A 3,655-nucleotide genomic window follows, 5' to 3' on the forward strand; every position below is an offset into this window, starting at 1 on the left:
GGGATGGTTAGTATCACCGGACTCGGTATGGGCGGTACTTCGCCGGTAGGAGAATATCAACTCCTTGTCCATCGACTACGCCTGTCGGCCTCGCCTTAGGTCCCGACTTACCCAGGGCGGATGAACCTGGCCCTGGAACCCTTGGTCATTCGGCGGACGGGATTCACACCCGTCATTCGCTACTCATGCCTGCATTCTCACTCGTGTAGGCTCCACCGCTGGATCACTCCGCGACTTCACTGCCCACACGACGCTCCCCTACCCACCCACACACCTGAACACACAGAACAAGTCTGGTGCTGGGCTTGCGATCAAACGCAATGTGAGTGCCACGGCTTCGGCGGTGTGCTTGAGCCCCGCTACATTGTCGGCGCGGAATCACTTGACCAGTGAGCTATTACGCACTCTTTCAAGGGTGGCTGCTTCTAAGCCAACCTCCTGGTTGTCTGTGCAACTCCACATCCTTTCCCACTGAGCACACGCTTAGGGGCCTTAGCCGGTGATCTGGGCTGTTTCCCTCTCGACCACGGAGCTTATCCCCCGCAGTCTCACTGCCGCGCTTGCACTTACCGGCATTCGGAGTTTGGCTGACGTCAGTAACCTGGTGAGGCCCATTAGCCATCCAGTAGCTCTACCTCCGGCAAGAAACACGCGACGCTGCACCTAAATGCATTTCGGGGAGAACCAGCTATCACGAAGTTTGATTGGCCTTTCACCCCTAACCACAGGTCATCCCCCAGGTTTTCAACCCTGGTGGGTTCGGTCCTCCACGCCGTCTTACCGGCGCTTCAACCTGCCCATGGCTAGATCACTTCGCTTCGGGTCTAGACCCGGCGACTATGGGCGCCCTATTCGGACTCGCTTTCGCTACGGATACCCCACACGGGTTAACCTCGCCACCGAGCACTAACTCGCAGGCTCATTCTTCAAAAGGCACGCCGTCACCCCTACCAAGGAGGCTCCGACGGATTGTAGGCACACGGTTTCAGGTACTATTTCACTCCCCTCCCGGGGTACTTTTCACCTTTCCCTCACGGTACTTGTCCGCTATCGGTCACTAGGTAGTATTTAGGCTTAGCAAGTGGTCTTGCCAGATTCACACGAGATTTCACGGGCCCCGTGCTACTTGGGATCCCCTCCACCAGGCCGCACCATTTCGTCTACGGGACTCCCACCCACTACGGTCCGGTATTCAACCCGGTTCGACTATGACACGACTTTCTTACTGGCTACCAGACTGTCAGATCTGGTCAGAAGGTCCCACAACCCCGCACACGCAACGCCTGACAGCTTGACACGCATACGGTTTGGCCTCATCCGCTTTCGCTCGCCACTACTCACGGAATATCTCTTCCTGTCGGTACTGAGATGTTTCACTTCCCGACGTTCCCTCCACACGCCCTATACATTCAGGCGCGGGTAACCGAACATGACTTCGGCTGGGTTCCCCCATTCGGAGACCCTCGGATCACAGCTCGTCTGCCAACTCCCCGAGGATTATCGCAGGCTACAACGTCCTTCTTCGGCTCCTAGTGCCAAGGCATCCACCAATGTGCCCTTAAAAACTTCAGCAACACTACAATCACAGAAACCAAGACAACACACTCTCAAACAACCACACCACCAAGACACAAGGCCTCGCCAGCTTCGTTGTCGTCGAGCGGTCTTGGAAAAATTCAAAGATGCTCGCGTCCACTATGCAGTTCTCAAGCAACGGACGAACCCACCCAGGCAATCCGTACACACCACCACCGGCACGCCGGCTGGTCTGCGTACGACCCAGTGACCCGTGTCCTCCAGAAACACTCGGCACCCATCCCCACACCCACACGATCCACACGGGACCAGCAGGCGGGACACGAGGCGGCCGGTTGCCTCAGGACCCAACAGTGTGCTTGGCGGACCCCTGGTGCCAGTGACGACCACGTTCCAACCGGCAAGCCGGCGTACTAGCGTCCTCACCACCACAGTGGTCCTTCGTCAATGTTCCACCCATGAGCAACCACCCCAGACGCGTACGGCCTGGGCCTGGCCTCTGCCACCAGCACCACCACCCCATGAGGCGGTACGGCGTCCCCGGTGTCCGGGGCCTGGTGGAGATGAGCTCCTTAGAAAGGAGGTGATCCAGCCGCACCTTCCGGTACGGCTACCTTGTTACGACTTAGTCCCAATCGCCAGTCCCACCTTCGACCACTCCCTCCCACAAGGGGTTGGGCCGTGAGCTTCGGGTGTTACCAACTTTCGTGACTTGACGGGCGGTGTGTACAAGGCCCGGGAACGTATTCACCGCAGCGTTGCTGATCTGCGATTACTAGCGACTCCGACTTCACGGGGTCGAGTTGCAGACCCCGATCCGAACTGAGACCGGCTTTTTGGGATTCGCTCCACCTCACGGTATCGCAGCCCTCTGTACCGGCCATTGTAGCATGCGTGAAGCCCAAGACATAAGGGGCATGATGATTTGACGTCATCCCCACCTTCCTCCGAGTTGACCCCGGCAGTCTCCCATGAGTCCCCGGCATAACCCGCTGGCAACATGAGACAAGGGTTGCGCTCGTTGCGGGACTTAACCCAACATCTCACGACACGAGCTGACGACAACCATGCACCACCTGTGTACGAGTGTCCAAAGAGAACCCCATCTCTGGGGCTTTCTCGTACATGTCAAGCCTTGGTAAGGTTCTTCGCGTTGCATCGAATTAATCCGCATGCTCCGCCGCTTGTGCGGGCCCCCGTCAATTCCTTTGAGTTTTAGCCTTGCGGCCGTACTCCCCAGGCGGGGCACTTAATGCGTTAGCTACGGCACAGAACCAGTGGAACTGGCCCCACACCTAGTGCCCAACGTTTACGGCATGGACTACCAGGGTATCTAATCCTGTTCGCTCCCCATGCTTTCGCTCCTCAGCGTCAGTAACTGCCCAGAGACCTGCCTTCGCCATCGGTGTTCCTCCTGATATCTGCGCATTCCACCGCTACACCAGGAATTCCAGTCTCCCCTACAGCACTCTAGTCTGCCCGTACCCGATGCAAGCTCACAGTTGAGCCATGAGATTTCACACCAGACGCGACAGACCGCCTACGAGCTCTTTACGCCCAATAATTCCGGACAACGCTTGCGCCCTACGTATTACCGCGGCTGCTGGCACGTAGTTAGCCGGCGCTTCTTCTGCAGGTACCGTCACTTGCGCTTCTTCCCTGCTGAAAGAGGTTTACAACCCGAAGGCCGTCATCCCTCACGTGGCGTCGCTGCATCAGGCTTTCGCCCATTGTGCAATATTCCCCACTGCTGCCTCCCGTAGGAGTCTGGGCCGTGTCTCAGTCCCAGTGTGGCCGGTCGCCCTCTCAGGCCGGCTACCCGTCGACGCCTTGGTAGGCCATTACCCCACCAACAAGCTGATAGGCCGCGAGCCCATCCCCCACCGAAAAACTTTCCAACACCCACCATGCGGCAGGTGCTCGTATCCGGTATTAGACCTCGTTTCCAAGGCTTATCCCGAAGTGGAGGGCAGGTTGCTCACGTGTTACTCACCCGTTCGCCACTGATCCACCCAGCAAGCTGGGCTTCACCGTTCGACTTGCATGTGTTAAGCACGCCACCAGCGTTCGTCCTGAGCCAGGATCAAACTCTCCGTAAAAGAGAAACATCCACACCCAC

General features: G+C 57.9%; 2 rRNA genes. Both read right to left on the reverse strand.

Going from position 1 to position 3,655, the window contains the following annotated elements:
* Window positions 1-1,572: ribosomal RNA gene (locus tag H291_RS0103640) — 23S ribosomal RNA — on the reverse strand; the annotation flags it as partial.
* Between the two features lie 540 nt (window positions 1,573-2,112).
* Window positions 2,113-3,635 (reverse strand): 16S ribosomal RNA (locus tag H291_RS0103645).
* Window positions 3,636-3,655 lie beyond the last annotated feature (20 nt).

It is taken from the genome of Promicromonospora sukumoe 327MFSha3.1, from assembly GCF_000385135.1.
GTDB lineage: Bacteria > Actinomycetota > Actinomycetes > Actinomycetales > Cellulomonadaceae > Promicromonospora > Promicromonospora sukumoe_B.